The organism is Ruegeria sp. BF8 (assembly GCF_056538625.1).
Map to the genome: position 1 here is coordinate 184,348 of NZ_JBQFTL010000004.1, position 24,807 is coordinate 209,154.

Below are 24,807 nucleotides of genomic sequence, written 5' to 3' on the forward strand. Positions count from 1 at the left end.
GCGGATGCAGCAGGTTCCCCGGATCGGCGCACTGGCGGTTGTCGTAGATCAGGGCCATGTCCTGCTGGTGCAACGCAGCAAGGCCCCCGATGCCGGTCTCTGGGGATTTCCGGGCGGCCATGTGGAGTGGGGCGAAACCGTCTTGCAGGCCGCCGCGCGCGAGTTGATGGAAGAAACCGGTATCGAAGCAACCCCGCAGGCATATCTGGGCAACCTTGATCTGCTGGTCCGGGATTCGGCCGGACAGATCACCGCCCACTATTTGCTGGTCGGCGTGTCCTGCCGCTTCGGATCCGGCACTCCGGTCGCAGCGGATGATGCGCAGGATGCGCGTTGGTTCCCAATCCGGCAGGTGCTGGACCGCGACCTTGCCATGAGCGCCCGGGTGCCCGACCTTCTGTCTCAGGCACTGGCCCGGGATGAAAGCCTGACATAAAGCGCCCCGGACACGATCAGGCTGACGACCAGAATGGCAACCGCACCGGCCGCGAACGCTCCCAGCCCCATTCTCAGCAACGCCAGACCGTCCTCGCCGCCGTACAGCCCGGACAGCACACCCAGCGGCGCGCCGGCCAGAACCGGCCAGACCATGGTGACCAGCAGCCAGAGGATCATCGCACCGCCCGTCCCCGCGGCCGCGACCCGGACCACCTTGTCCGGCGCCCGCAAGGCGCGGCGCATGGCCGTCATCGGGCGAGAAATATCACTCAGGATCGCCAGCAACGCGGGAACCAGGAGCAGCACTAGCACCATGCCGAACCCGAGCCCGTAGACCAGTGTGATCACCGTGGGTTTGAGGAATTGCGCCTGCTGCGACCCTTCGTACAGCAACGGGGCCAGCCCCATCACCGTCGTCAGCGTGGTCAGCATCACGGGACGCAACCGGTCAGCGGTTCCTTCTATGATCGAGGGCACCAGCCCGCGATCCTGCTGATACCCATCAATGGTCGTTATCAAAACGATCGAGTCATTGATGATGATACCGGTCATGCCCAACAGGCCGACGACCGTGAACATGCTTAGCGGAACGCCCCAGATGTAATGCCCCCAGATGGTGCCGACCAGTCCAAAGGGAATGATCGCCATCACCACAAGCGGCCTTGTCCAACTGGCGAAGATCCACGCCAGAACAAGATAGATTCCGGTCAGGCACAGGATCAGACCGGTACGCGCCTCGGTCAGGAACTCGTCCTCCTGTTCGCTCAGACCGGCCATGCGCCACTCGACCTGATACTCGGCGGCGATATCAGGCAGGATTTCCTCGCGCATGGCGCGGGTGATTTCCGCGGCCTGGGCCGGGTCATCCTCGGATATGTCCCCGTTCACTGCGATCACCCGCAGGCCATTTTCCCGGCGCACCGTCGAGAACCCCGACTCGCGCTTGACCGAGACGATGTCAGCCAGCGGGACATAGACCCCGTCCGGTGACCGCATCAACGTGCGTTCCAGGAAATCTGCGGTCAGCTCGCTTTCGGGCAGTTCGACCCGGATCTCGGCGCTGCGGGGACCGTCGGGGAATGTCGCCGCCTCGATCCCGTTCAAACGGTGACGCAGAACCCTGCCCAATGTCTCGATGCGGAAACCCAACGCCTCACCCTGTGCCGTCAGATCCAGAATGTATTCTTCCTTGTCATAGGCCAGATTGTCTTCCAGCGCTGAAACCTCGGGGTATTTCGACAGTTCCGCCTGCAGGGCCTCGGACGCGGATTTCAGTGTGTTCACGTCCGCGCCGAAAAGCTGCACGTCGATGGCATCACCACCCGGACCCGAGCGCCAGCCGCGGAACGTCAGCAATTCGACCTTGGGATGGCGCGGAACGAATTCCTGCAGCTCGCCCACGAATTCAAAGCTGGAATAAGGTCGCAGGTCGGCATCGATCAGCTCGATCGAGATACCGCCCAGCAAATCGCCATCCTTGCCATCGGCGGCGGACAGACCATAGCCGGCGCTGCCCCCGATCTCGGCCAGAACATAGTCGATCGGGTTGCGACCGTGGCGTTCTTCGTAGATCTGGCCCAGCTCTTCGGTGGCGCGCTGCAGAATGTGCATCATTTCGATCGTGTCGGCGCGGGTAGCGCCTTCGGCCATGATGAAATTGCCGGTGACCGAGCCCCGCTCGGGCGCGTTGAAAAACCGCCAATTGACGTCGCCCTTGATGAACAGCGCTATCTGGCTGGCCAGAATGGCGATCATCAGGGCCACGATCACGTATCGCGCCCAGATTGCCCACGCCACCAAAGGTCGGAAAAGAGTGTCGCGCACCCAGCGAAAACCCCTGTTCACAACCCGGTTGGGCCAGTCATACCAGTGTTCCTTGGCCGAATGTGCGATGGCATGCGCCATGTGGTTCGGCAGGATCAGAAAACACTCGATCAACGAGGCGATCAGTACAGCGATCACCGTAAAGGGAATGTCCCGGATCAGCTCTCCGAACCGTCCGCCAATGGCGGTCAGACCGAAAAAGGCGATCACGGTCGTGACCGTGGCCGCAAAAACCGGCATCGCCATGCGCCGGGCGGCGCGCTCGGCGGCAACGACCGGTGGCTCGCCCAAACGGCGGGCCCGGAAATCGGCGTGTTCCCCCACCACGATCGCATCATCCACCACGATACCCAGCGTGATTATAAGGCCGAACAACGAGACCATGTTGATCGACAGCCCGCCGATATACATGAAGGCGATGGCCGCCGACATGGCCACCGGAATACCGGCTGCGACCCAAAAAGCGATGCGTGCATTCAAGAATAGGAACAGCAGGCACACCACCAAGCCCAGCCCGACCAGCCCGTTGTCGATCAGAATGTCCAACCGGTCGGTGATGGCCTGCGCCCGGGTACGGATCAGCTCGACCGAGATACCATCCGGCAGGCTCGCCTGCATCTCGGCAACCACATCCTCGACCGTGTGCTGAATGTCGATCGCGTCCCCCAGGTTCGACCGGTCCACCCGGACGGACATGGCCGGATTTTCGCCCACGAAATAGCTGCGATTGCGGGTAACGCCCTCGACCCGGATCTGCGCGACATCGCCGACCACCAGCTTGGACCCGTCCGGATAGGTGCGCAAAGCGATGCGCTCGATCTCCTCCGGGGTGCGCTTTTCGACACCGGTGCGGATCCGGGCGTTTGCGCCGGTCACGTCCCCGGCCGGATTGGCCGTGACCTCGGCCGCGACCGCCGAGGCGATCTCGGACAGGGTGATGTCGTTGGCGATCAACTGCGCGGTGGGAACTTCGACCACGATGCGTGGGGCCGCAAGGCCGCGGATCGTGGTCCGCGTGACACCGGCAGCGAACAGCCGATTGATCAACTCATCCGTGAATTTGGCCAGCTGCCCGGTCTCGATCGGGCCGGTGAGGACAACATCCGTCACCCGGTCTCGCCACGCGGCCCGCCGGATGGACGGTTCTTCGGCGTCCTCAGGCAGGTTGGTCACGCTGTCGACCGCAGTGCGCACTTCTTCGACGGCGCGGCTCATGTCCCAGTTGGGTTCAAATTCCAGCGCGATGCGGGCCGATCCTTCGCGAGAGGTCGACTCGGTGCTGGCAACGCCTTCGACCGCCAGCAATGCAGGTTCAAGGATCTGGACAATCCCGTTGTCCACATCCTCGGGCCCCGCACCATCCCATTCGACGTTGACATTGACCCGTTCCAGGATCACGTCCGGAAAGAACTGCGCCCGCATGTTCGGCGCCGAAGCCGCGCCGAGGACCAGCATGATCACCAGCAGAAGGTTGGCAATGGTCCGGTGACGCGTGAAATAGCTGAGGATGCCGCTGGCCGCGCCCGGGATCTCGCGCATCATGGCGCCTATCCCCCGGCCCGGTTTTCAAGCCGCCGCAACAGAGACGACGGCACCTTCGCCTCGCTCAACTGAGCAAGAACACGGGTCTTGGCGTCCTGGGACATGCGGTCGCTGGCCTCGACCTGCGCCACCAGCCGCGCGCGGTGCTCGTCGGTCAGCTCGACCATGTCCGGCTCGACCGCGGCGCTGTCTTCGATGCGAACCGGGCGCACGCGGACCCCCGATCCCAGCAGCGGGGTCCGACCCACCACGACTTCGCGCCCTTCCAGCCCGGCGCCGCGCAGCAGAACTTCGTCCCCTTGCCGGCGCACCAGCTCGACCGGGAGCGTTTCCAGCCGGTCGTCGTCGCCCAGCACCAGCACGGTGCCTTGCGCATCCAGAACCGAAGACGGGAGACGCACGACATTATCCAGCGGCTGTTCCTCGACCGAAACGGTCACGAAATCGCCGGGCTTGAACCCCGGCGCGTCATCAAGCCGGGCATAAAGCAACCGGCCGGTCTGGCCCTCGCCGGCCGACCCGCTGTCGCGGCTGATCCGACCGGTGGCGCTCAGGTCCGTGCCCGTCACCTCAAGCGAGATGGTCACCGGTGCCGGGATCAGCTTGCCCTGATCGTCCAGCAACCGCACGTATTGCGCGGTCGAAACACGGAACGCGACCTCCAGCGCGAACGGGTCGACCAGTTCGGCCAGCTTTTCATTTGCCGTGACCAGGCGCCCTTCAACCAGCGTGACACCAGTCAGCGTCCCGTCGAACCGGGCGCGGATGGTCATGTCTTCCAGATCGCGTTCCGCCGATTCCAAAGCGATACGGGCCCGCGCCAGCAACGTCGTTGCCTGATCGACGCGGGACTCGGCCTGCGCCAAAGCGATACGGCGCGACAACACGGTCTGCCGGGCCGAGGCCGCGGCCAATTCGGCCTCTTCAACGCTGGCGGTCGCGCCCACGCCACGGTCCAGCAAATCCTTCTGACGCTGCAGGGCCCGTTCCCGCAGATCCGATTGGGACTCGGCGGCCTTCAATTCATCCTGTGCCAAAAGCAGGGCGCGTTCGGCATCGCGTTCTTCAAACTGGGCATCCAGCAGGTCCGACCGCGCCCGGTCCAGCGCCGCCTGCGCATCGGCCGGGTCCAGCTCGACCAGAACTTCGCCTGCACGCACAACCCCTCCATCCTCGAAGTTTTCCGCCAGCCCGATGACGCGGCCGCCCAGCGCCGCCCGCAACTCCAGACGCCTGCGGCTTTGAACTTCGCCAAATGCTTCCAGATAGGGGGTGGCGGTTTGTGGCTCGGCCCTCTGAACCGTGACGGCGAACACGCGTTCGCGCGCCTGCGGGGGTTTGTTGTCGCGGGTCATGACCTCTTGCACTGCGCCGGTGATCATCTGCGCCGCGACAATCAACAGCGCAAGCATCAGGGATGCCAGAAAGACACCGATGAGGCTCTGCCGCAGAAATCGCATTGATCTTTCACTCCGGTTGCAACGGGACGCCGTCTATTAATAGGTAGCCGGGCCGGAAAAAATACCAACCCACAAGGCGGTTATGAGCCGTTAAACGTACGACCAGTCTACTTCCGTCGCAGATGTTCGTCCAATCTGGGCATGATTTCCACGAAATTGCAGGGCCGGTGGCGATAATCCAGCTGTTTTTCCAAAATGCCGTCCCAGGCATCCTTGCAGGCCCCTGGGCTGCCCGGCAGGGCAAACAGATAGGTTCCGCCGGCGACGCCACCTGTGGCCCGCGACTGTACAGCCGAGGTTCCGATCTTCTCCATCGAAATCAGGGTGAAGACGGTGCCAAAAGCCTCGATTTCCTTTTCGTAGACATCGCGATGCGCCTCGACCGTGACATCGCGCCCGGTCAAGCCGGTGCCGCCGGTCGAGATCACCACGTCAATCTCGGGGTCGGCGACCCACGCCCGCAACTGCTCGGCGATCTGGGCGCGCTCGTCCTGAATGATCTTGCGGTCGGCCACGGAGTGCCCCGCACGCTCGATCCGGTCGACCAACGTTTGCCCCGAACGATCTTCGGCCAGTGACCGCGTGTCCGATACGGTCAGAACAGCGATGCGGATGGGGATGAATTCCATGGTTTCATCAATTCGGGACATGTCGTGTCAGGCTCTTTCCATGATGGCCAGCCGGGCCGCCAGAGTGACGAACACGCCGCCGCTGACCCAGCCGAGAATTCGCGAAGCCCGCGGGCTTGAAATCAGCGCTCGCCCGGCGCCGCCGGCAAATGACCCCACCAGGGCATTCACGACGAACCCGCCCACAGCGATGATCGCGCCCAGCAGCAGAAACTGAGCCAGAACCGATCCGTTGGCCGGCGATACGAATTGCGGGATGAAAGCCAGAACAAACAGAATGATCTTGGGATTCGTCATGTTGACCAGCATCCCCTCGCGAAAGGCATGGCCCGAAGGCTGCATTGGAGCGTCAGTCCGGACCGCACCGTTCCGGATGGTGCCCCAGGCCAGATACAGCAGGTAGGCCACGCCCAGCCAGCGAATGACGTCGAACAGCCAGGGCATAGTCGCGACCGCCGCGCCAAGTCCCAGCCCAGCCAGCAGAACATGAACCATCAGACCAGTCGAGACACCGGCACTGGCCACGATGGCCGATCGGGCGCCCGACCGAAGCCCAAGCCCGAAGCAAAACATCATGTCAGCCCCCGGCGTCATGTTCAGCGCTATGGCGGCTGGGATGAAGGTCAACAGCGTTGCGTATTCGATCATGGATCGACCTCGAACCAATTCACCTTGGGCCCCAGATTCGCGATCCGGGTGCGACCGATCTCGCCGCGATAACCCCAGCTGTCGTGGATATGACCGCACAGAGCAAAGTCAGGTTGAATCCGTTCCACCGCGTCGCGCACTGCGCTCGATCCGATCGACTGCCCCTGCGAGGTCCGGTCGCCTTTGCCCTTGGGCGGGGCATGCGTGATCAGGATGTCGGCCGACGCGCAGCGATTGAGCAGCTCTGCGGCCTCGGCTTCGGTCAGGTCGCAGGACCAGTCACCAAATGGCGTGACCGGTACGCCATAGCCAAGTCCGAACAAGCGCAGCCCGTCCACGGTCATGCCTGTTCCGTGCAGAACATGCACGCCGTCCGGCACAGCTGCCGCCAGCTCCTCGGCGTTTTCGGCGTTGCCGGGAACCAGAACCATCGGCGCGGAAATGCCGGAAAGCATATCCATCGCCTCGTCCAGACCCTGACGCATGTTGCAATAGTCACCCGCGCCGATCACCAGGTCAGCTTCGACGCTGGCTGCCACCAGTTCCGCAGCCCGATTGCGGGCCATGTGCAGGTCGGAAAAGGCCAGAATCTTCATTCCTTGTTCTCCAAATATGCGCGCAGATCCAACAGATCGGCCCAGGCCTGGCGCTTGGCATGGGGCTGGCGCAGCAGATAGGCGGGGTGCAGCATGGGCAGAACCGGCAGATTCAGCGCCTGATCCCACTGCCCGCGCAGACGCGTTATGCCGCGCTTGTTCAGAACCGCCTGGCAGCTGATGTTGCCCATCACTACCAGGACCTTTGGCTTGGACAGGGCCACGTGCCGTTCCAAAAACGGCTGCATCATCGCGATCTCGTCCGGCCGCGGGTCCCGGTTCTGCGGCGGGCGCCAGGGCAGGACATTGGTGATGTAGACGTTTTGGGCGCGGTCCATATCGATCGCGGCCAGCATCCGATCCAGCAACTGCCCGGCGCGGCCAACGAACGGCTTTCCAGCGCGGTCTTCTTCACGGCCCGGGGCCTCACCGACGATCATGACCGGCGCACCGGGTGTCCCATCAGCAAAGACCAACTGTCGCGCGCCACGCTTCAGATCGCAGTGTTCGAACGCCTCCAGAGCGGCGCGCAGCTGATCCAGAGACGATGCCGCAGACGCAGCCTTCTTTGCCTCGACCACCGGATCCGCCTTGGCGGGCTTTTGCACCGCGGGCTGCGCTACGGCGGATTTTTTGACCTTTGGCGCGGTATCCGGCAATGCATAGCGGTCAACCGGCGCGTCGACGATCGCGTCGGTTACGCCCAGCTCAACCTGCCATTCCAGCAGGGCACGCGCGGTGTAAGGGTCAAGGGCCGATTCCATGACCATCAATCTACTCAGCTTTGCGGGAAGGGAAAGCAAATTGGCCTTGCCTTGGCGCATTGCCGGGCCGACGATGGTCCCCGTCATGACGCGAACCCTGGGCCTTCTGCTGATCACTCTGTTCGCCCTGCTGCCCGGCGGGTCGGAGGCGCAGTCGTTTCTCAACAATCAAGGCCAATGCCGTGGGGGCCAGTTTCAGTGCGGTCTGAAATGCTGCTCGGTCGGCCAGCGCTGCAGCTATGACGGGTTCTGCATTCAGGCCGGGGGCACCTATTGCGGCGGCGGGCGGTCCTGCGGACCGTTCGAGAAATGCGTGGCCGGGGGCACCCGATGTGCGCCCGCGGGCGCGAACAAATGCGCCTCGCGGCTGGATTGCCCCAGCGGGTCCTTCTGCAACGCGCGCGGCGAATGCGAGCGCAGTTCGCCGGATTTCGACCCCTCACCGAAACCGGCAACACCCTGCGATGACGGGCGGACCTGCGCAGCCGGTTCGACCTGCCTGCCGGGCGGCGGCTGTACGCGCCCCGGCTGGTATCTGTGCGAAGAGACCGGATCGCAATGCCGCACCGGGTTCAAATGCTCGGCTAATCAGGGCTGCGTGCCCAGAAAGGCCGTCGATTGCGGATACGGCAAGTGGTGCCGGCCCGGCGAGCAGTGCCTGCCCGAAGGCGGATGCGAGAAACTGCCCGACGGGGACTGACTCCAGTTGCCCCGACGCGCTGCGCTTTCTATAAGCGGCGCGACTGTCAGACAGGAGCCCGGCCCATGCGTTTCGCCCATCGTCACCTACTTGGCATCGAGCATCTGTCCCAATCCGACATCACCGCCATTCTGGACCTGGCCGAAAAATACGTCGATCTGAACCGGCAATCGGCCAAGCACTCGGACGTTCTGGCGGGGCTGACCCAGATCAACATGTTCTTCGAGAACTCGACCCGCACGCAGGCCAGTTTCGAATTGGCGGGCAAGCGGCTGGGTGCGGATGTGATGAACATGGCGATGCAGGCCAGTTCGATCAAAAAGGGCGAGACCCTGATCGACACGGCGATGACGCTGAACGCCATGCATCCCGACCTGCTGGTAGTGCGGCATCCGCATTCGGGCGCGGTAGACCTGCTGGCGCAGAAGGTCAACTGCGCGGTGCTGAACGCCGGCGACGGGCGGCACGAGCACCCCACGCAGGCGCTGCTGGATGCGCTGACCATCCGGCGGGCCAAGGGGCGGCTGCACCGGTTGAACGTGGCTATCTGTGGGGATGTCGCCCATTCCCGCGTCGCGCGATCGAACCTGATCCTGCTGGGCAAGATGGAGAACCGCATCCGCCTGATCGGCCCGCCGACGCTGGTGCCTGCGCAATTCGCCGAATTCGGGGCCGAGATCTATGACGACATGACCGAGGGCCTGCGCGACGTGGACGTGGTGATGATGCTGCGCCTTCAGAAAGAGCGGATGGATGGCGGGTTCATCCCGTCGGAACGGGAATACTATCACCGCTATGGTCTGGACGCCGCCAAGCTGGCGCTGGCCAAGCCGGACGCCATCGTGATGCATCCCGGCCCGATGAACCGCGGGGTCGAGATCGACGGCACGCTGGCTGACGACATCAACCGCTCGGTCATCCAGGAGCAGGTCGAGATGGGCGTCGCCGTGCGCATGGCCGCGATGGAACTGCTGGCTCGCAACCTGGAGGAGGCGGCATGAGCGATCTGGACATCTCGGCTGGCGAGCGCGGCGTGATCCGCCTGTTCGCGCTGGACATGCGCCCCGAAGAGGCGAAATTCCTGCGCGAGCCCGGCGCGGCGGATCAGGTTCTTGGGGTCTCGGGGCTGGACCCCGAGCAGATCGACGTGTTTCCGGTGTCCGACCTCGAGGACCTGGGCCTCTACGGCTATCTCAGCGAGGGCTGCGGCGTGTCCGAGGACCAGCTGGACCGGGCCAAACTGGAGTCGGTCGACGGCTGGGTTTTGGTGCTGCGCAGCGCGGCCCTGAGCGCGCGCGCGGCCACGCTGAGCCCCGACCCGCGCCTGCGCCTGATAGGCCTTTACACCGAAGAGGCCACGAACTGGAGCGGTGGCGCCATCGAGACCGAAAGCGCCCGACCCTACTCGGCCGCGCAAAATCCAGTTTCGAGCGAGCAACCCCGCCGGACGGGATCGGCCTTGCTTGCCTTGATCATCCTGTTGGTCATCGGAGGTGCTCTGTGGCTGATCCTGTGACCTTTGCGCCGGACAAGGGCGCCTATGTCCGTACCAACGCCTGGTTGGCCGCGGGCGCGATGGCGGGGGCGATGCTCGTGCTGTGGCTGATCGGAAATCCCTATGTCTGGACCGGCGCCCCGGCCGGTCTGGCGGCGGTGGGCGTCCGGGCGTGGTACCTGGCCTCGGAGGAACTGGTGGCCAACTGGCAGATGACCGACACCACCCTGACCGGACCCGGCGGGCGCAGCGTGCCGCTGAACCAGATCGCGGCCGTGAATATCATGGGCAGCTTCGTGCAGATCGTCACCAAAGGCGGCGACAAGCACCTGATCAAGTACCAGGCCGACCCGGCCGCCACCAAAGCCGCGATTGAAAGGGCAATGGCATGACCAACCTGATCTTCACCAACGCCCGCCTGATCGACCCCGAAGCCGGAACCGACGCCCTGGGCTGGCTGCATGTGGCCGACGGGCGCATCTTGGCCAGCGGCGACGATCCGGCGCCCGAGGCGGACGCGCAGGTGATTGATTGCGGCGGTCAGTGTCTGGCCCCCGGCATCGTCGATATCGGCGTCAAGGTCTGCGAGCCGGGCGAGCGACACAAGGAAAGCTACAAATCCGCGGGCCTTGCCGCCGCGGCCGGAGGCGTGACCACAATGGTCACCCGCCCCGACACCCTGCCTGCGATCGACACGCCGGAAACGCTCGAGTTCGTCACCCGACGCGCGCAGGCCGACACGCCCGTCAACGTGCTGACCATGGCCGCTCTGACCAAGGGCCGCGACGGGCGCGAGATGACCGAGATCGGGTTTCTGATGGATGCGGGCGCGGTGGCTTTCACCGACTGCGACCATGTGGTGACGGACACCAAGGTGTTTTCCCGCGCGCTGACCTATGCCCGGGCCTGCGGCGCGCTTGTCATCGCCCACCCACAGGACCCGGGGCTGAGCCACGGTGCTGCCGCCACCAGCGGCAAATTCGCCGCCCTGCGCGGTCTGCCCGCCGTTTCGCCCATGGCCGAGCGCATGGGTCTGGACCGCGACATCGCCTTGCTTGAAATGACCGGCGCGGCCTATCACGCCGATCAGATCACCACGGCCCGCGCCCTGCCCGCCCTGGAACGGGCCAAGCGCAACGGGCTGGACATCACCGCCGGCACCTCGATCCACCACCTGACGCTGAACGAGCTGGACGTGGCCGACTATCGCACCTTCTTCAAGGTCAAGCCGCCGCTGCGCTCCGAGGACGACCGGAAGGCGGTTATCGAGGCCGTTCGGTCCGGCCTGATCGACACGATCAGTTCGATGCACACGCCGCAGGACGAGGAAAGCAAACGCCTCCCGTTCGAAGAGGCGGCCTCGGGCGCGGTGGCGCTGGAAACCCTGCTGCCGGCCGCACTGCGCCTGTATCATGCCGATCAACTGGACCTGCCGACCCTGTTCCGGGCCATGACACTGAATCCGGCGAAACGACTGGGGCTGGACTGCGGCCGCCTGAGCGCGGGCGCCCCGGCCGATCTGGTTCTGTTCGACCCGGATGTGCCCTTCGTGCTGGACCGGTTCACGCTGAAATCGAAATCGCAGAACACCCCGTTTGACGGACAGCGGATGCAGGGTAAGGTCACCGCAACCTACGTTGCAGGCAAAGAAATTTTCCGGAGATCCTGATGCCCGTTTTCGACAGCTCGACGACCCAACTGATTATCTGGGCCGCGATCGGATACCTGATGGGGTCGGTACCTTATGGCATGATCGTTGCGCGGGTGATGGGACTGGGCAACCTGCGCCAGATCGGGTCCGGCAATATTGGTGCCACCAACGTGTTGCGCACCGGCAGCAAGGCGGCGGCGGCGCTGACTCTTCTGTTCGACGCCGGCAAAGGCGTGGTCGCGGTCCTGCTGGCCCGGGCACTGGCCGGCGACGATGCCGCCCAGGTCGCGGCGCTGGCGGCTTTTGTCGGCCATTGCTACCCGGTCTGGCTGAGCTTCAAGGGCGGCAAGGGCGTGGCAACTTTCCTGGGCCTGTGGCTGGCGCTGGACTGGCGGGTGGGCGTTGCGTGCTGTCTGACATGGCTGGTCGCTGCTGCGATCTGGCGAATCTCGTCCCTCGGCGCGCTGGCCGCGGCAGCCCTGTCGACAACATGGGTGATGATCCTGACGGACGGGTCGACCTTTTTGCTGGGCGTCGTTCTGACGCTGCTGATTTACTGGCGCCATCGCGAAAATCTGGCCCGCATCAAGGCGGGAACAGAGCCCAAGATCGGGAAATCGTGACCGCGCCGGCCGACTTTTTGGACGCATTCTTTGCCTTGCCGGCGGGTTCGTTCACCGGAACCGCAAACGGTCGAAGCTATTCGGTCACGCGGCTGGCGATGGCCGGCGGCAAATCGCACAAGCTGGTCGCCCATGAACGGGGTGGTGCGGAATACATCAGTATGAACCTGTACCTGACGGATCAAAGCGGCGCTTTGCTGCGCCCCTGCGAGGTGCCTGCCGCCAAGGTCGTACGCTTTGTTCTGGCCCTGGTACCCGACAGCTGAACCGCAGACCGATCTGCGCTTGCGAACAGACCGCCTGGTATTTCCGCACATTCACGTTTGATTGCTTTGAACGTGATCGCCGCCTTTCCCACCTGAGTTTTCGTGACGCTCAATTACCGGGTGCACGAAACGCAATTTCGGTGCTGAAACGCCCGCGCTTGGACATGCCGGGCAGCCCGATCACGAAAGGTGGAACCATGAACAAGATCAAATCCCTGTTGGGCGGCGTTGCGCTGTCTGTGGCAATCGCAAGCTCGGCCCTGGCGGCCGGGGTAGAAATCAACGCCTCGTCGACCGGTTTGGCGATGCAGGGTTACGACCCGGTGGCGTATTTCACTGAAGGCGAGCCGACCAAAGGCAGCTACAAGATCACGGCGTTGCACAACGATGCGCTGTACCGTTTTGCCACCGAAGAGAACAAGGCTGCGTTCGAAGCCAATCCCGAGGCCTACCTGCCGGCCTACGGCGGCTACTGCGCCTTCGGAGCGGCCATGGGGTTCAAGTTTGACGGCGATCCGACCTACTGGAAGATCGTGGACAACAAGTTGTACCTGAACCTGTCGGAAGACATCCAGCAGCGTTGGGAAGGCGACATCCCCGGCTTCATCGAGAAAGCCAGCGTCAACTGGGAAACGATCGCCGACAAGGATCCGGCCGAACTGCAGCAATAATCTGCTGAATTGGCGGTAAGGATCGGCGGCAGAATGCTTCTGCCGCCGATCGTGATTTGAAGCCCCACGACCCCGAACCTATCTGATCAGAACAACACTCCAATAGGGCGGCCAGACGCCGACCTTGCGGAAATCCGGGTCGGAATCACAGCGAAAAACCAATGATCCGGCCCACCGACCGGAACGTAAAGATCAATACAAACCTTCAGGCCAACCAAGGGCCGAGGCAGATAACTTCCAACGAAAGGATAGCAAGATGACGAGCAAACTGGCACTTTTGACCACCGTCGCAACTTTTGCAGCCGGCACCGCCATAGCGCAGTCCTCGGGCGATTGGACCGGGTTCTATGCAGGTGCGCAGGTCGGCTACGCGGATATCGGCACCAGCCTGTCCGGTGTGGACGGAAACGGGGCCATCGGCGGTCTGATCCTTGGTTACGACTATGATCTGGGCGACTGGGTCGTGGGCGGCGGCTTTGACTATGACTGGTCTGATGTCGACCTTTCGGGTGCCGCAACGGTCGAAGACGTCTGGCGGCTGAAAGCCCGCGCCGGCTACAAGGTCAACCCGCAGGGGCTGCTGTACGGTGTCGCCGGTTACGCGGATGCGGGAACGGACACGCTGGGCAGCGACGATGGATGGTTCATCGGCGCCGGTTATGAACAGATCGTCGCGCCGAACGTCAGCATCGCGGGCGAGCTGCTGTACCACGAGTTCGACAATTTCAACTCGACCGGTGTCGACGTGGATGCAACCACGTTCCAGATCCGGGCGGCATACCGCTTCTGATCCCTCGCGCAGAATCGAACGGGCCCGGCACAGCGTGCCGGGCCTTTTTCATGGCACCAGGATCGTGCTTCCGGTTGTCTGCCGCGCCTCCAGTGCGCGGTGCGCATCGGCGACCTGATCCAGTTCAAAGCGTTGATCGATGTGAATCTTGACCTCGGCGCCGGCCACCTTGCCGAACAGCCGCCGGGCCATGGCCTGACACACGGAATGGTCCGCGATATGGGTGAACAGCGTCGGCCGGGTGATCTTCAACGACCCCTTCTGCCCAAGAATGCCGATGTTGAACGGTGGCACGGGTCCAGACGCATTGCCGAAGGAAATCATCATCCCCAATGGCTTGAGGCAGTCCAGCGAGCCTTCGAACGTATCGGCACCAACAGAGTCCATGACCGCATCGACCCCTTTTCCGCCGGTTATCTCGGCCACGCGGGACGCAAAATCCTCGGTCCGGTAGTTGATGCAGTGTGTGGCGCCGTTGAACTGGGCCAGACGGCACTTGTCATCGGTCCCGGCCGTGCCGATCAGCTTGATGCCTTCGGATTTGGCCCACTGGCACGCGATCAGGCCGACACCCCCGGCGGCGGCATGGAACAGAACCGTGTCACCACGTTTCAGCGGCGTGGTGCGGTGAAACAAGTATTCAACCGTCAAGCCCTTGAGCATCATGGCCGCCGCGGTCTCGAATGAGATTCCGCCGGGCAAGGGGCACACCTGCGACGCGGGCATCACCCGCGCCTCGCAATAGGCACCGGCCGGCACCGCGGCATAAGCCGCCCGCTGGCCCGGTTTCAGATGCGTCACGCCTTCGCCGACCGCCTCGATCACCCCGGCGGCTTCCATTCCCAGCGCGTGCGGCAGTTCCATCGGATACAGACCGGTCCGCTGGTAGACATCAATAAAATTCAGACCGCAGGCGTGATGGCGGATCCGAACTTCACCCGGTCCCGGGTCACCCAACGGTCTATCCTCGATCTTCAGCACCTCGGGGCCGCCGGTTTCGTGAATGACTACGGTACGCGCCGTTTTCAGCATGCTGACCTCCTTTTGCCTGGATCCAAGCTATCACTTCGGCGCCGCAGGGCAATCCGGCGATCTCGCAAGGGTGAACCAGGATTGGAAAAAACTGTGGTACACTAGGGTCAGGCGTTGCCGGGTCATCCGGCCACGGGCAACTTTTCGCCGGATGCATCCTGCGGCGCACCTGCGCCAAGGAAAGGGATGACAATGGCAAAGACAATCGGAAACCCGATCAGTTGGACCGCGCAGCAACTCGGCGCGACCAGCGATCACATCGCTGAAAACGTAACGGGCATCGGCAGCGCTGACACCCAGCATCTGCCGACGGTACAAACGCTGACGTTGCAAGACTTGCGAGAGTGCCTGCGCGCCGGATACGAAGACTTTCTGGCGATCCGGGCCGATGCCATTTTCATCGTTCTGATCTACCCGATCGCGGGGCTTTTGATGTTCGGATTCGCGATGCAAGCCAACATGGTGCCACTTCTGGCTCCTCTGGTGGCCGGGTTTGCGCTGATCGGTCCGGTCGCTGCACTGGGCTTGTATGAGATCAGCCGCAAGCGGGAACAGGGGCACGAGGTTCACTGGCTGGACGCGTTGGGTGTTTTTCGATCCCCCTCGTTCGGCGCCATACTGGCACTGGCCTTTTACCTTGTCATGCTGTTGCTGGTCTGGCTGATGGTGGCACACGGCATCTATATCGAAACACTGGGTCCGCAGCCGCCAGAGACGCTGGGCCAATTTCTGACACGGGCTCTGACCACCGGCCCCGGCTGGACCATGATCATCGTCGGATCGGCGGTTGGGTTTCTGTTTGCTCTGGTGGCCTTGGCCGTCAGCGTTGTCAGCTTCCCGTTACTGCTTGACCGCAAGGTCGGCCTGCCCGTGGCCGTGGTCACCTCGGTCCGGGTCCTGCGGCACAATCCGACCGTGATCCTGACCTGGGGTTTCATCGTCGCCGCGCTGCTGGTTCTTGGTGCGATCCCGCTGCTGTTGGGCCTGATCGTCGCAATGCCTGTCTTGGGGCACGCGACATGGCACCTGTATAGACGCGCCATCGCCTGAGCAAAGCGCGGGGCAACCCTCCGCGCTGATAGCGCCTAGCCTGATACTTTCAAAACGATCTTGCCAATGTGGCCGGAGCTTTCCATGCGGGCATGCGCAGCGACGGCATCGGCCAGATCATATTCGCTGTCCATGACCGGGGCAACTTTTCCAGCCTCAAGCAGCGGCCAGACCGCCTCACGCAGATCCTGCGCGATGCGCGCTTTGGCAAGGTCGCTCTGTGGCCGCAGTGTGCTGCCGGTCAGGGTCAGGCGTTTGACCATCATCAGCGCAAAGTTCAACTCGACGACGGGTCCTTGCAGAAACGCGATCTGAACCAGCCTGCCATCTTCGGCCAACGCCTTGACGTTGCGAGGGATGTAATCGCCGCCAACCATGTCGAGAATCAGATCCGCCCCACCTTCGACCCGAATGGCAGCAACAAAATCCTCGGTCTTGTAGTTGATCGCCCTCTCGGCCCCCAGGTCCAGACAGGCCTGGCATTTCTCGTCCGAACCAGCCGTCACGAAGACCCGGGCTCCGAAAGCGTTGGCCAGTTGAATGGCCGTGGTACCAATCCCGCTCGATCCCCCATGTACAAGGAACCGTTCGCCAGCCTTCAGCCCGCCACGAGTGAACACGTTTGACCAGACCGTAAAGAAGGTTTCGGGCAGGCAGGCGGCCTGTTTAAGGCTCAGGCCCGAGGGCACAGGCAGGCAATGTGCCGCCGGTGTTACCACGTATTCTGCATACCCGCCGCCGGGCAACAACGCACAGACCTGATCCCCCAGTGCCAACCCCGAGACCCCGGAGCCAATGGCCACCACCTCGCCCGAAGCCTCGAGCCCGGGAAGGTCGCTGGCCCCCGGCGGCGGATCATAGGCCCCGGCCCGCTGCAGAGCGTCTGGGCGGTTGACGCCGGCATAGGCCACTTTCAAAACCACCTGACCATGACCCGGCTCGGGCATGGGTCGTTCCGTCAGTTGCAGAACGTCCGGACCTCCGGGCGTGGTGATCTCAATGGCGCGCATCATCTGGGGCATTGGCAAAACTCCTTTGCGCGATGGGTATCAGGCGAATCGGGAAAGGCCCAGCAACAAGAGGCGGTTACTTGCGCGGGTTCAGAAGACCCGGCAGATCGGCCCGCATCCTGACTGGCGCCCGAACCTGACTTGCCAGCCAGTTGGGAACCGCAAGGAACGGTTTGAACAGCGGATTGTTGTTCACCTGCGCCTTGAGCTTCTCGAACTGCATCACATCCGCAATGCGGCGATCCAGGAATTCCCAGGTCCGCTGGTGGTCCGGGCTGTCATCGCCCAACCAGAACAAGAGGGTCGAGGAATACACACCCGACAGTGTTGCGCGTTTGGTGTACCAGTTGACATCATCCGAAGTGTCGCCCAGCGCATCCCAGATCAGGTCACAGGTGCCCCAGACCGCTTTGGCGCCATCTGCTGCATATGACGGCAACGAAAACAAAGTCACGCCTCGGCGCACCGCCTCCCTGTCGGGGACAGCCTGCAGGCGGAAGCGCACTGCGGCGGCAATCCTGTCGCGGAACTTCAGATCGCTCAGGTCCTCGGACTTCAGCCGTTCAAGCATCTCGGCGTCCCCGCGGGCGTGAAATGCGAGCGCCAGATCCACGGCGCCCCGCGGGCAGATGACACGGGCCAGACCTTCGTCCAGATCGCAGTCGGCAATGGCCGCGCGAAAGCTCTCTTCGGACCAACCATCAAAAGGAACATGGGTCAGAATTGCGTCCAGCAATTGCTGTTTTGCATCTTCATAGGTCACGGTCATGGCGGTCCTCCGACTGTTGGGCCCAGTACTAGACAAGTTAGGTCCGCTTTGCTATACGGCCAACTCCTGCAATTTCCTTGCAACTCTATCTAGAAAGGTGGTGACAACCACATGCAGGTTAGTGTTCGCGACAACAATGTCGATCAGGCGCTTCGTGCCCTGAAGAAAAAGCTGCAGCGCGAAGGCGTGTTCCGTGAAATGAAGCTGAAGCAACATTTCGAGAAACCGTCCGAGAAAAAAGCGCGCGAGAAAGCTGAAGCGATCCGCCGTGCCCGTAAACTGGCACGCAAGAAAGCCCAGCGCGAAGGTCTGCTCTAAGATCTTCCTCGTCCAGCTTTGGATGACACTATTTGACGACCCCCGAGGCATCGCCCGGGGGTTTGTCGTTTCTGGGGAACAAATCCCCGGTGTGCCTGCAAATCCAAGCCCGAAAACTGACGCCGTCTGGCATCACTCAGCAAGTTGCCGCACATGAATCAGCAAGTTTTGGTGGCAATTCGCCGTCCGATTCCACCCGGCAGATTTGTGACTTTTCTACGCCAAATTCTCGCCACTAATGTCACCTCAAAATAACGCAATCCAATGGAGGCAGAATCGCGTCAGTCGCAAGTTCACTTGAAAGGCAAATGCTGGAGCTCATAAATGCCGAGCGCGCCAGCCGAGGCCTGCAGCCCGTCCAGCTGGAACTGAGGCTGAACGACGCCGCTGAGGATCACAGCCAATGGATGCTGGACGTATACAAGTTCAGCCACACGGGTGTCGGCAAGTCCCAGCCGTGGGATCGGATGGAAGATGCCGGCTTTGTGTTTTCAGGCAGCTGGCGTGCGACCGAAAACATAGCATGGCAAAGTGTCCGCGGTGCCCCAGGTCTGGCCGATGACGTCCAGAACCTGCACGACAGCCTAATGAACAGCCCCGGCCACAAGGCCAACATACTCGATCCGAACGTGGCCGTGATCGGGATCGGGATCGAGACCGGGAAATACCTGCATAACGGCGTGAATTACGACGCCATCATGGTCACGCAGAACTTCGCGCGGACTTCGGCGGCGGTCCAACTGGATACCGGCGGTTCCGGCGGCGGAGGAACTCCGTTGCCATCCCCCGCCCCGGCCCCAACACCCGCCGGCCCTGTGGAGATTTTTGTCAAACCCGGAAAGACAGGGAATGCCGAAGACAACTGGTTTACCCTGGAAGTCGGGAAAGCCGGGCGACTGGACGGGCGCGGCGGCGATGACACTCTGACCGGGCAAAGTGGTCGAGATACCCTTCTGGGGCGGTCCGGGGATGACACTCTGCGCGGCGAAGGCGGCCGTGACAGGCTGTTCGGCGGACAGGGCAATGATACTCTGGAAGGCGGCGATGATCGCGATATCCTGAAAGGTCAGGCCGGCGACGATACGATGTCGGGTGGCACGGGTGACGACGTTCTACGTGGCGGCAGCGGAACCAACATCATGACCGGCGGCACCGGCGCAGATGACTTTTTCTTCAGCAACGGTATCAACCGCGTTACCGATTTCGAAGACGGCGACCAGGTTGTGCTGCGCAGCAGCGCCGCCATCAAGAGCTACAAGGATCTGATGAACAACCATATCTCTCAGTCAGGCAACGATGTGGTGATCGACGATGGCAAAGGCCACATGGTGATCCTCGAGGATACCTTGCTGGCTGATCTCGACCGCGACTCATTCATCTTCTGAGGCAGTTGCGGCCGAAAAAAGTGCCCCGATTCTGGGGCACTTTCTTTCAATAAATCTTGGGCACGTACAATTCGTCCGGCAGAACCCGCCGTTCATACTCGGGATTGTATTTCCGATCCGGCAGAGTGACCTTTTCGTGGGGCACCTCTTCGTACGGAATCTTGGTCAGAATATGCTCCATGCAGTTCAACCTTTCCCGCTTTTTGTCGTTGCCTTCGACAATGTACCAGGGGGCCTCGGGAATGTTGGTTCGGAACAGCATATCTTCCTTGGCCTTGGTATAGTCTTCCCAGCGGATCCGCGATTCCAGGTCCATCGGTGACAGTTTCCACTGCTTCATCGGATCGTGGATTCGCATCAGAAAGCGCAGTTGCTGTTCTTCGTCCGTGATCGAGAACCAGTATTTCAGCAAGATGATCCCCGACCGAACCAACATGCGCTCGAATTCGGGAACGTCCTGAAAGAACTGCTCGACCTGGGCCTCGGTGGCGAAGCCCATCACCCGTTCAACGCCCGCCCGGTTGTACCACGACCGGTCGAACAGAACGATCTCACCCGCCGCCGGCAAATGCGGCACATAGCGTTGAAAATACCACTGGCTCTGCTCGCGCCGGCTGGGGGCAGGCAAAGCAACGACACGTGCAACCCGCGGGTCCAGCCGTTGGGTGATCCGCTTGATTACCCCGCCCTTTCCAGCGCTGTCGCGCCCTTCGAACAGGATGCAAACCTTGGCGCCGGTATGCTGCACCCAGTCCTGAACCTTGATCAGTTCGGCCTGCAGGCGCAACAGGTTGCGGAAATAGACCTTGCGATCCAGCATTTCAGGATGCTGTTCGCGATAGATCTTGCGGACCTCCATCGACAGCATGGGTTCACTGAACTCGATCTCAAAATCCTCGTCCAGTGTGTCCTGCAACTCGGCTTCCAGCCAATCGTCGACTGTGTTCTCATAGTCTTCAGCCAAGGGCCTGCTCCTTATCTTTCAACAGTCTCGGACCATATCGGGTACGTGTAACCGGCCAATGTCATGCCGACCTTTTTCCCGCCCCGAAGGCCAATATTGAACCGGCTCAACGGCAGATACAACCGCATCGGCAAGACTGCCGCACCAGGGTCAAACAGGCAGTGCGGTCGTCTTGAAAACGGTCCGCAGGGCGAACGAGCTTTGCATTTGCGCAACTCCGGGCAGGCGCGACAGATACTGGCGGTGGATGCGCGCAAAATCCTCGGTGTTTTCGGCGACCACCTTCAGGACATAATCCGCCGACCCGGCCATCAGGTGACACTCCAGAACGTCCGGAATGCGCCGGACCGCCCGCTCGAAGGCCTCGAGCACCTCCTCGGCCTGACCCTGCAATGTGATTTCGACGAATACGGTTGTCGGCACCCCCAGTTTGCGCGCATTCAACAGCGCGACATAATCCCGGATATAGCCTTCCGCCTCAAGCCGCTGAACCCGGCGATGGCAGGCCGACGGTGACAGGTTGACCTGCTCGGACAGTTCCGCGTTCGACATACGCCCCTTGCGCTGAAGGGCCGCCAGAATCTTTCGGTCAGTCGCATCAAGTGACATTCACGCACATCCGTTGCAAGATTTTCTCATTTCATCGAAAAATTTCCCACATATTAGCGCAGTTACGCACCGAGTTTCACAGAAATTGCACCGCTTTCTGCACATAATTTGTGCAGTTTATGAATGGAGAGCCCCATGAAAATCGGATGCCCAAAGGAAATCAAACCGCAGGAATTCCGCGTAGGCATGACCCCCAACGCCGCGCAGGAAGCGGTTGCCCGTGGTCACGAGGTCATCATCGAAACCGGCGCCGGGCTGGGTTCAGGATTTGACAACGACGCCTATGTCGCCGCAGGCGCGCGCATCGTGGACACCGCGGAAGAGGTGTTCGCGACCGCCGACATGATAGTCAAGGTCAAGGAACCGCAAGCGGTCGAGCGCAAGATGCTGCGCGAAGGCCAGCTGCTGTTCACCTACCTGCACCTTGCGCCCGACCCTGAGCAAACCCACGATCTGCTGGCCTCGGGCTGCACGGCGATCGCCTATGAAACGGTAACTGATTCCAACGGTGGTCTGCCGCTGCTTGCCCCGATGTCCGAAGTCGCAGGTCGTCTGGCCCCGCAAGTGGGTTCGTGGACCCTGCAAAAAGCCAATGGCGGGCGCGGCGTTCTGATGGGCGGCGTCCCCGGTGTGGGCCCGGCCAAGGTTGTCGTGATCGGTGGCGGCGTCGTCGGCACGCATGCGGCTCAGGTGGCGGCGGGCATGGGCGCTGATGTGACCGTTCTGGACCGTTCGCTGCCGCGCCTTCGTTATCTGGACGACGTCTTCGGTGGCCGGTTCAAGAACCAGTACTCGACCGCCGGTGCTACGGCCGAGCTGATCCAGTCGGCGGATATGGTGATCGGGGCCGTTCTGATCCCGGGCGCGGCCGCCCCGAAACTGATCACCCGCGAGCAATTGTCGACCATGAAGCCGGGCGCCGTGCTTGTCGACGTTGCCATCGACCAGGGCGGCTGCTTCGAAACCTCCAAGGCAACGACACACGCGGATCCGATCTATGAGGTGGATGGCATCATGCACTACTGCGTGGCCAATATGCCGGGTGCGGTGGCACGGACCTCGACCATCGCGCTGGGGAACGCAACAATGCCGTTCATGCTGGCGCTGGCCGACAAGGGCTGGAAGCAGGCGTGCCAGGACGATCCCCACCTTCTGGCGGGCCTCAACGTGCACGCCGGCCAGTTGACATACTATGCTGTAGGCAAGGCACTGGGGATCGACGTGGTTTCGCCCGCAATGGTCGTCAAGGCCTGATCGAAACGCAACAGCGCCGCGCATCTGCGCGGCGCTTGGCCCATCCGGAGATGGGCATTTCCAATGCCCGACGGACGGGCGGGAGCATTCAGCCCTCTTTGTGGATTTCCACCGAGTGCGGGTAGGGAATCGAAATGCCCTTGCTGTCAAACGCTTCCTTGACGGCCTTGGTCAGATCAAACTTGACGTCCCAATAGTCGGCGGCCGCGCACCACAACCGCGCGGTCAGGTCTACCGAGCTGTCTCCCAAGTTGGTCACACGCACCCAGGGCTCGGGGTCCGAGTGTATGCGCTTGTCCGCCTTGGCCACATCCAGAATGATCTTCATGGCCGCATCCGCACTGTCGCCATAGTCGATCCCGAACACCAGATCGACACGCCGCGTGTCGTGGGCCGAGTAGTTGGTGATAATCGACCCCCAGGCCTGACCGTTGGGAACGATGATCTGCACATTATCGGGCGTGACCAGTTCGGTCGTGAACAGGTTCAGGTCCTTCACCGTGCCGGCTGTCCCACCGATATCCACGAACTGACCCAGCTTGTATGGCCGGAAAACCACCAGCATCACACCTGCGGCTAGATCGCTGAGCGTGCCCTGCAGCGCAAGGCCGATGGCCAGCGAAGCGGCACCCAGAATGGCAACGATACTCGTCGCTTCGATTCCGAAGATGCCAAGCACAGCAACCAGGACAATGGCCAGGATCACCCATTTGACGGTGCTGGCAACGAAATTCCCCAAAGTCGGATCGATTTGCGGGGTCGAATTAATTCGGCGGCGAACGATCCCTGCGATCATGCCAGCGGCTATCCAGCCGACAACAAGAACGATCAGGGCTTTGACCGCGCTCATGATCAATGGGGCAAATGCCCCTACCTGCGTCACGACCTCATCCACGGGCGTCTCCTTTCCAACAGCAACAAACCCGCGACTTTTGCGCGGGGTTTCCTCAACATTGGGCGATAAAACCGCACAGGTCTAGGTTTGAAATGTCCCGGATTTCCCCGCTGTGCTTCAGCAAACAGTCGCTGCCCGGGGTTGCACAGACCGCCATCTAACAATCCGCCCCTGAATGCCTAGCTTGCAATAGTACCCGAACAAGGAGCTTGCCATGCTGGACACCGCCACCTTCCCGATCATGACCAAATGGCCCCCGCATTCGCCGGAGCGGATCCAACTCTATTCCTTCCCGACGCCGAACGGCGTGAAGGTGTCCATCATGCTCGAAGAAACAGGCCTGCCCTACGAGGCGCACAAGGTCACCCTGTCAGACGCTGACGTCAAAAGCCCCGAGTTTCTGTCGCTGAACCCAAACAACAAGATTCCGGCGATCATCGATCCTGACGGCCCGGACGGACAGCCCTTGGCGCTGTTCGAAAGTGGTGCGATCCTGCTTTACCTGGCCGAGAAAACCGGCAAGTTCCTCGGCCAGAACATGGCTGACAAGTATCGGATCACGCAATGGCTGATGTTCCAGATGGGCGGCGTGGGTCCGATGTTCGGGCAGCTGGGTTACTTCCACAAGTTCGCCGGCAGCGCGATCGAAGACCCGCGCCCGCGCGAGCGGTATATCTACGAGGCCAAACGGCTGCTGAATGTCGTCGAGACCCAGTTGCACGGGCAGGACTGGATCGCCGGTGAGTACTCAATTGCCGATATCGCTTTGGCCCCGTGGCTGCGCGGCCTTGATTTCTACGGCGCCAAAGAGTTGGTCGGCTGGGACGATCATCGCAACACCATCGCCTATCTGAACCGGTTCCTGGACCGGCCCGCGGTTCAAAAGGGTCTGGTCACGCCTCCGCGCGGGTAAGGGATCACGCCGTCGCCGCCTTGCAAGCGGCGTCGGCATTCCGTTCCATCAACCAGGCAGTTTCCCGGTCAGCACATAGCGCAGAATCTCGACCACCTGGCGGGGCTCCTCGGCCACCGCCAACGCGGCGGTATCGACCTCTTTCAGCGCATGCTGATGCTCGGGACCGTGCAGCACGATGATCGACTTGCCCAGGGCCGCGGCATAGCCCGCGTCGAAGGCCGCATTCCACTGCTTGTACTTGTCCCCGAATCGCACCACGACGACGTCGGCATCGGCGATCCCCTTGCGGGTACGGATCGCGTTGACCATCGCACCTTTGTGGTCGTGCCAGTACTTGTTCGGCTCGGCCCCCAGAATGGCGACCCCGCAATCGTCGCTGGCCGCATGATCGGTCACCGGGCTGTTGAACGTGACGTCCAGCCCTTGCGCGCCTTCGATGATCTGTTCGCGCCAATCCGTGTGGATCTCGCCCGACAGGTAGACATTCAAACCCATTGCAGCCTCCGCC

The 24,807-nt window shown here is 62.2% G+C and carries 28 protein-coding genes; 15 read left to right on the top strand and 13 right to left on the bottom strand.

Annotated elements, in window-relative coordinates:
- Positions 1–4: 4 nt before the first annotated feature.
- Positions 5–436: an NUDIX hydrolase gene (locus ACR0LD_RS14550; RefSeq protein ID WP_170367592.1), complete on the top strand. Its 432-nt coding sequence runs from the start codon at positions 5–7 to the stop codon at positions 434–436.
- On the opposite strand, the gene ACR0LD_RS14555 is transcribed toward ACR0LD_RS14550, so the two are convergent.
- The 6 genes from ACR0LD_RS14555 to ACR0LD_RS14580 form a co-directional block, all read right to left on the bottom strand.
- Positions 403–3,804: an efflux RND transporter permease subunit gene (locus ACR0LD_RS14555; RefSeq protein WP_480637605.1), complete on the bottom strand. Its 3,402-nt coding sequence runs from the start codon at positions 3,802–3,804 to the stop codon at positions 403–405. The genes ACR0LD_RS14550 and ACR0LD_RS14555 overlap by 34 nt on opposite strands.
- A gap of 5 nt (positions 3,805–3,809) precedes the next feature.
- Positions 3,810–5,264 carry an efflux RND transporter periplasmic adaptor subunit gene (locus tag ACR0LD_RS14560; protein ID WP_170365470.1) on the bottom strand — a complete coding sequence of 485 codons (1,455 nt, stop codon included), beginning with the start codon at positions 5,262–5,264 and terminating at the stop codon, positions 3,810–3,812.
- Between the two features lie 107 nt (positions 5,265–5,371).
- Positions 5,372–5,914, bottom strand: a complete 543-nt coding sequence (gene moaB, locus ACR0LD_RS14565; RefSeq protein ID WP_170360033.1) for a molybdenum cofactor biosynthesis protein B — start codon at positions 5,912–5,914, stop codon at positions 5,372–5,374.
- Positions 5,915–5,920: 6 nt separating this feature from the next.
- Positions 5,921–6,541: a LysE family translocator gene (locus ACR0LD_RS14570; protein WP_480637607.1), complete on the bottom strand. Its 621-nt coding sequence runs from the start codon at positions 6,539–6,541 to the stop codon at positions 5,921–5,923.
- Positions 6,538–7,137: a metallophosphoesterase family protein gene (locus tag ACR0LD_RS14575; protein ID WP_170367588.1), complete on the bottom strand. Its 600-nt coding sequence runs from the start codon at positions 7,135–7,137 to the stop codon at positions 6,538–6,540. Before ACR0LD_RS14575 ends, ACR0LD_RS14570 begins: the two co-directional genes overlap by 4 nt.
- Positions 7,134–7,901, bottom strand: a complete 768-nt coding sequence (locus ACR0LD_RS14580; RefSeq protein ID WP_480637609.1) for a uracil-DNA glycosylase — start codon at positions 7,899–7,901, stop codon at positions 7,134–7,136. Before ACR0LD_RS14580 ends, ACR0LD_RS14575 begins: the two co-directional genes overlap by 4 nt.
- On the opposite strand from ACR0LD_RS14580, the gene ACR0LD_RS14585 reads away from it, so the two are divergent.
- From ACR0LD_RS14585 to ACR0LD_RS14625, 9 genes are all read left to right on the top strand, one after another.
- Positions 7,900–8,601: a scavenger receptor class F, member 2 gene (locus ACR0LD_RS14585; protein WP_254438978.1), complete on the top strand. Its 702-nt coding sequence runs from the start codon at positions 7,900–7,902 to the stop codon at positions 8,599–8,601. The two genes, ACR0LD_RS14580 and ACR0LD_RS14585, sit on opposite strands and share 2 nt — an antisense overlap.
- 65 nt (positions 8,602–8,666) lie before the next feature.
- Entirely contained in the window at positions 8,667–9,602 is a 936-nt protein-coding gene (locus ACR0LD_RS14590; RefSeq protein ID WP_480632373.1) for an aspartate carbamoyltransferase catalytic subunit, read from the top strand.
- The gene (locus tag ACR0LD_RS14595) at positions 9,599–10,117 is read left to right on the top strand and encodes a hypothetical protein (RefSeq protein WP_480637612.1); all 519 of its coding nucleotides are present in this window, start codon (positions 9,599–9,601) and stop codon (positions 10,115–10,117) included. Before ACR0LD_RS14590 ends, ACR0LD_RS14595 begins: the two co-directional genes overlap by 4 nt.
- Complete coding sequence (locus ACR0LD_RS14600) at positions 10,102–10,488, top strand: hypothetical protein (RefSeq protein WP_367646421.1); 387 nt, start codon at positions 10,102–10,104, stop codon at positions 10,486–10,488. The genes ACR0LD_RS14595 and ACR0LD_RS14600 overlap by 16 nt, the downstream gene beginning before the upstream one ends.
- Complete coding sequence (gene pyrC / locus ACR0LD_RS14605; RefSeq protein WP_170445466.1) at positions 10,485–11,765, top strand: dihydroorotase; 1,281 nt, start codon at positions 10,485–10,487, stop codon at positions 11,763–11,765. The genes ACR0LD_RS14600 and pyrC overlap by 4 nt, the downstream gene beginning before the upstream one ends.
- Complete coding sequence (gene plsY / locus ACR0LD_RS14610) at positions 11,765–12,370, top strand: glycerol-3-phosphate 1-O-acyltransferase PlsY (RefSeq protein ID WP_170360019.1); 606 nt, start codon at positions 11,765–11,767, stop codon at positions 12,368–12,370. Before pyrC ends, plsY begins: the two co-directional genes overlap by 1 nt.
- Positions 12,367–12,636: a hypothetical protein gene (locus ACR0LD_RS14615; RefSeq protein WP_480637614.1), complete on the top strand. Its 270-nt coding sequence runs from the start codon at positions 12,367–12,369 to the stop codon at positions 12,634–12,636. The genes plsY and ACR0LD_RS14615 overlap by 4 nt, the downstream gene beginning before the upstream one ends.
- Before the next feature lie 197 nt (positions 12,637–12,833).
- Positions 12,834–13,307: a YHS domain-containing (seleno)protein gene (locus tag ACR0LD_RS14620; RefSeq protein ID WP_093963550.1), complete on the top strand. Its 474-nt coding sequence runs from the start codon at positions 12,834–12,836 to the stop codon at positions 13,305–13,307.
- A 256-nt stretch (positions 13,308–13,563) separates the two neighbouring features.
- Positions 13,564–14,097, top strand: coding sequence for an outer membrane protein (locus ACR0LD_RS14625; RefSeq protein WP_480637616.1), 534 nt, complete (start codon positions 13,564–13,566; stop codon positions 14,095–14,097).
- Positions 14,098–14,145: 48 nt separating this feature from the next.
- Here ACR0LD_RS14625 and ACR0LD_RS14630 read toward each other — a convergent pair whose 3' ends face one another.
- Positions 14,146–15,129, bottom strand: coding sequence for a quinone oxidoreductase family protein (locus ACR0LD_RS14630; RefSeq protein WP_480637618.1), 984 nt, complete (start codon positions 15,127–15,129; stop codon positions 14,146–14,148).
- A 192-nt stretch (positions 15,130–15,321) separates the two neighbouring features.
- Between ACR0LD_RS14630 and ACR0LD_RS14635 the strand changes: the two genes are divergently transcribed.
- Positions 15,322–16,179 (top strand): DUF2189 domain-containing protein, encoded by an 858-nt coding sequence (locus tag ACR0LD_RS14635; RefSeq protein ID WP_170343022.1) that lies wholly within the window; start codon positions 15,322–15,324, stop codon positions 16,177–16,179.
- Between the two features lie 35 nt (positions 16,180–16,214).
- Here ACR0LD_RS14635 and ACR0LD_RS14640 read toward each other — a convergent pair whose 3' ends face one another.
- Together ACR0LD_RS14640 and ACR0LD_RS14645 are read right to left on the bottom strand one after the other, a co-directional pair.
- Positions 16,215–17,201 carry an NAD(P)H-quinone oxidoreductase gene (locus ACR0LD_RS14640; RefSeq protein WP_480637619.1) on the bottom strand — a complete coding sequence of 329 codons (987 nt, stop codon included), beginning with the start codon at positions 17,199–17,201 and terminating at the stop codon, positions 16,215–16,217.
- Positions 17,202–17,265: 64 nt separating this feature from the next.
- Positions 17,266–17,958, bottom strand: coding sequence for a COQ9 family protein (locus ACR0LD_RS14645; protein ID WP_170342311.1), 693 nt, complete (start codon positions 17,956–17,958; stop codon positions 17,266–17,268).
- Positions 17,959–18,069: 111 nt separating this feature from the next.
- On the opposite strand from ACR0LD_RS14645, the gene rpsU reads away from it, so the two are divergent.
- Together rpsU and ACR0LD_RS14655 are read left to right on the top strand one after the other, a co-directional pair.
- Entirely contained in the window at positions 18,070–18,276 is a 207-nt protein-coding gene (rpsU, locus tag ACR0LD_RS14650; protein WP_005614280.1) for a 30S ribosomal protein S21, read from the top strand.
- A gap of 308 nt (positions 18,277–18,584) precedes the next feature.
- The gene (locus tag ACR0LD_RS14655; protein WP_480637621.1) at positions 18,585–19,661 is read left to right on the top strand and encodes a CAP domain-containing protein; all 1,077 of its coding nucleotides are present in this window, start codon (positions 18,585–18,587) and stop codon (positions 19,659–19,661) included.
- A gap of 46 nt (positions 19,662–19,707) precedes the next feature.
- On the opposite strand, the gene ppk2 is transcribed toward ACR0LD_RS14655, so the two are convergent.
- Both ppk2 and ACR0LD_RS14665 read right to left on the bottom strand, forming a co-directional pair.
- A complete protein-coding gene (ppk2, locus tag ACR0LD_RS14660) occupies positions 19,708–20,625 on the bottom strand; it encodes a polyphosphate kinase 2 (protein ID WP_170360005.1) in 918 nt (305 codons plus the stop codon).
- Between the two features lie 150 nt (positions 20,626–20,775).
- The gene (locus ACR0LD_RS14665) at positions 20,776–21,234 is read right to left on the bottom strand and encodes an Lrp/AsnC family transcriptional regulator (protein ID WP_093963556.1); all 459 of its coding nucleotides are present in this window, start codon (positions 21,232–21,234) and stop codon (positions 20,776–20,778) included.
- A gap of 135 nt (positions 21,235–21,369) precedes the next feature.
- Here ACR0LD_RS14665 and ald point away from each other — a divergent pair, with 135 nt between their 5' ends.
- Positions 21,370–22,488 (top strand): alanine dehydrogenase, encoded by a 1,119-nt coding sequence (ald, locus tag ACR0LD_RS14670; protein WP_170342313.1) that lies wholly within the window; start codon positions 21,370–21,372, stop codon positions 22,486–22,488.
- Between the two features lie 88 nt (positions 22,489–22,576).
- Here the strand turns inward: ald and ACR0LD_RS14675 are convergent, their stop codons facing one another.
- A complete protein-coding gene (locus tag ACR0LD_RS14675; RefSeq protein WP_170367577.1) occupies positions 22,577–23,383 on the bottom strand; it encodes a mechanosensitive ion channel family protein in 807 nt (268 codons plus the stop codon).
- 214 nt (positions 23,384–23,597) lie between these two features.
- Between ACR0LD_RS14675 and ACR0LD_RS14680 the strand changes: the two genes are divergently transcribed.
- Positions 23,598–24,296, top strand: coding sequence for a glutathione S-transferase family protein (locus ACR0LD_RS14680; RefSeq protein WP_170461071.1), 699 nt, complete (start codon positions 23,598–23,600; stop codon positions 24,294–24,296).
- Positions 24,297–24,344: 48 nt separating this feature from the next.
- Here the strand turns inward: ACR0LD_RS14680 and ACR0LD_RS14685 are convergent, their stop codons facing one another.
- Positions 24,345–24,794: a YtoQ family protein gene (locus ACR0LD_RS14685; RefSeq protein WP_093963775.1), complete on the bottom strand. Its 450-nt coding sequence runs from the start codon at positions 24,792–24,794 to the stop codon at positions 24,345–24,347.
- Positions 24,795–24,807: the final 13 nt, after the last annotated feature.

What these genes read in the sequence shown, in the direction of transcription:
- ACR0LD_RS14595 (WP_480637612.1), top strand. Translation starts at nt 9,599, where the DNA reads ATGAGCGATCTGGACATCTCGGCTGGCGAGCGCGGCGTGATCCGCCTG.
- ACR0LD_RS14585 (WP_254438978.1), top strand. Translation starts at nt 7,900, where the DNA reads ATGACCATCAATCTACTCAGCTTTGCGGGAAGGGAAAGCAAATTGGCC.
- ACR0LD_RS14630 (WP_480637618.1), bottom strand. Translation starts at nt 15,129, where the DNA reads ATGCTGAAAACGGCGCGTACCGTAGTCATTCACGAAACCGGCGGCCCC.
- rpsU (WP_005614280.1), top strand. Translation starts at nt 18,070, where the DNA reads ATGCAGGTTAGTGTTCGCGACAACAATGTCGATCAGGCGCTTCGTGCC.
- ACR0LD_RS14575 (WP_170367588.1), bottom strand. Translation starts at nt 7,137, where the DNA reads ATGAAGATTCTGGCCTTTTCCGACCTGCACATGGCCCGCAATCGGGCT.
- ACR0LD_RS14640 (WP_480637619.1), bottom strand. Translation starts at nt 17,201, where the DNA reads ATGCCCCAGATGATGCGCGCCATTGAGATCACCACGCCCGGAGGTCCG.
- ACR0LD_RS14620 (WP_093963550.1), top strand. Translation starts at nt 12,834, where the DNA reads ATGAACAAGATCAAATCCCTGTTGGGCGGCGTTGCGCTGTCTGTGGCA.
- ACR0LD_RS14555 (WP_480637605.1), bottom strand. Translation starts at nt 3,804, where the DNA reads ATGATGCGCGAGATCCCGGGCGCGGCCAGCGGCATCCTCAGCTATTTC.
- ACR0LD_RS14635 (WP_170343022.1), top strand. Translation starts at nt 15,322, where the DNA reads ATGGCAAAGACAATCGGAAACCCGATCAGTTGGACCGCGCAGCAACTC.
- ACR0LD_RS14580 (WP_480637609.1), bottom strand. Translation starts at nt 7,901, where the DNA reads ATGGAATCGGCCCTTGACCCTTACACCGCGCGTGCCCTGCTGGAATGG.
- ACR0LD_RS14625 (WP_480637616.1), top strand. Translation starts at nt 13,564, where the DNA reads ATGACGAGCAAACTGGCACTTTTGACCACCGTCGCAACTTTTGCAGCC.
- ACR0LD_RS14655 (WP_480637621.1), top strand. Translation starts at nt 18,585, where the DNA reads ATGCTGGAGCTCATAAATGCCGAGCGCGCCAGCCGAGGCCTGCAGCCC.
- ACR0LD_RS14685 (WP_093963775.1), bottom strand. Translation starts at nt 24,794, where the DNA reads ATGGGTTTGAATGTCTACCTGTCGGGCGAGATCCACACGGATTGGCGC.
- ACR0LD_RS14665 (WP_093963556.1), bottom strand. Translation starts at nt 21,234, where the DNA reads ATGTCACTTGATGCGACTGACCGAAAGATTCTGGCGGCCCTTCAGCGC.
- ACR0LD_RS14550 (WP_170367592.1), top strand. Translation starts at nt 5, where the DNA reads ATGCAGCAGGTTCCCCGGATCGGCGCACTGGCGGTTGTCGTAGATCAG.
- plsY (WP_170360019.1), top strand. Translation starts at nt 11,765, where the DNA reads ATGCCCGTTTTCGACAGCTCGACGACCCAACTGATTATCTGGGCCGCG.
- ACR0LD_RS14645 (WP_170342311.1), bottom strand. Translation starts at nt 17,958, where the DNA reads ATGACCGTGACCTATGAAGATGCAAAACAGCAATTGCTGGACGCAATT.
- pyrC (WP_170445466.1), top strand. Translation starts at nt 10,485, where the DNA reads ATGACCAACCTGATCTTCACCAACGCCCGCCTGATCGACCCCGAAGCC.
- ACR0LD_RS14560 (WP_170365470.1), bottom strand. Translation starts at nt 5,264, where the DNA reads ATGCGATTTCTGCGGCAGAGCCTCATCGGTGTCTTTCTGGCATCCCTG.
- ald (WP_170342313.1), top strand. Translation starts at nt 21,370, where the DNA reads ATGAAAATCGGATGCCCAAAGGAAATCAAACCGCAGGAATTCCGCGTA.
- moaB (WP_170360033.1), bottom strand. Translation starts at nt 5,914, where the DNA reads ATGTCCCGAATTGATGAAACCATGGAATTCATCCCCATCCGCATCGCT.
- ACR0LD_RS14680 (WP_170461071.1), top strand. Translation starts at nt 23,598, where the DNA reads ATGCTGGACACCGCCACCTTCCCGATCATGACCAAATGGCCCCCGCAT.
- ACR0LD_RS14590 (WP_480632373.1), top strand. Translation starts at nt 8,667, where the DNA reads ATGCGTTTCGCCCATCGTCACCTACTTGGCATCGAGCATCTGTCCCAA.
- ACR0LD_RS14570 (WP_480637607.1), bottom strand. Translation starts at nt 6,541, where the DNA reads ATGATCGAATACGCAACGCTGTTGACCTTCATCCCAGCCGCCATAGCG.